Genomic DNA, 1,413 nt, shown 5'->3' with positions numbered 1-1,413 from the left:
AAACGGTTCGCCAAAACCGTTTGTTTGATTGCTTAGTACCCAATCAATTTACCACACATTTTCCAATTGGAACTGACGACGGGTTTTTCGTGATCAACCCCCGCATTTCTTCGGATGAAAAGCATTTTTTAAGTGATGATGATCAATTAATTGATATGTAACTTAATAACAAAAAATGACTTTCAAATCTGTCAATAAAAATATTAGTGATCAATTCGATCTTCTGACAAATATAAAATCAAAATTCATTGTGATTGAGATCACCTTTAATTTCTTTTTTAATTCAAATTAAATGCCTGAAGCGATCAAGGTCACATTTTGTTTGGCGTTCGGTTTGATTGGAAATGTGATCTATAACCATTTTGAGGTTTTGTGAAAGTTTATAACGTGAACGTTTGCGCGATGTTGGCGTTTTGTGGATTAAAGCTGGAGATGAGTGGCCTTTTTGCGATGAGTTTAACTAAACACTTTGTTTTTAATGTTTTATGAGCAAATAACGTATCACGCTGCACGCGTTTTGTTTATAGCGATTTTGAGCAGCGCGATACCTCCTACGTTTGTAGACGACGGTTAATTGTTCATCGCTAAATACTCGTGCGCGTTTTCACTGCCCATATAACGTGCAAGCGTTTTCTCAGGTACATCGCGTAAATCCACCATAATCAATCCATCCAGTGCGTTGTTAAACGCCGGATCGACGTTAAAACACACCAACTTACCATTCAAACTCAAATATTGGCGCAGTAATACCGGAACGCCTTTGCCTTCGTCAATTCGAGCGATCACGCGAGATAGCAACTGTAAATCTCCCAATGCGGTTAGCATGCTGGTATTCCAGTTTAAGTTGGTTTCTGGCAGTGGGTTTGACGGAGTGACGTATTCGGCGCAGTCGTTGTCGTAGTGGTGTAGGGTCATCGATTGTGCCAATAATTGACGCGCGGTATGGCTGTAATCGTTGCTGATGCTCACTGGGCCAAACAAGTGCGTGTATTCGGGATGTTGATGGACAAAAGTCGCTATACCTTTCCAGAGTAAGAGTAGGGCACTCATGCTTTTTTGATATTGCTCGGCAATCACAGAACGACCCATTTCAATCGACTTGCCCATTTGATCGAGAAAGCGTTGGTCATAGTTGAACAAGGTGCGCGAATACAATCCTTCTACGCCATATTTCGCCAATAATTGATCAACTAATCCAAGACGGTAAGCTCCTACCATGCATTGGTTCTTACGATCCCACACAAACAGGTGCAGGTAATCATGATCGAAATGATCGATGTCTATCGCTTGTCCGGTCCCTTCGCCAACTTGACGGAAATTATGTTCTCGCAAGCGGCCAATTTCATGCAGGAGAGATGGGATCTGCTGCGCACTGGCGCAGTACACGTCGAACTCGCCACTTTGAAGCAATTG

Annotated in this window: 1 protein-coding gene; it reads right to left on the bottom strand. The window is 42.2% G+C overall.

Translation table 11 applies throughout. The features are described 5' to 3' along the window. Nucleotides 1-570 precede the first annotated feature (570 nt). Nucleotides 571-1,413, bottom strand: an 843-nt coding sequence (locus R7Q47_RS24445) for a GNAT family N-acetyltransferase (RefSeq protein ID WP_318089820.1), incomplete at its 5' end; no start/stop codon positions are given.

This window comes from Vibrio sp. Vb0349 (assembly GCF_033338975.1).
This window is presented reverse-complemented; position numbering and strand designations above follow the sequence as displayed.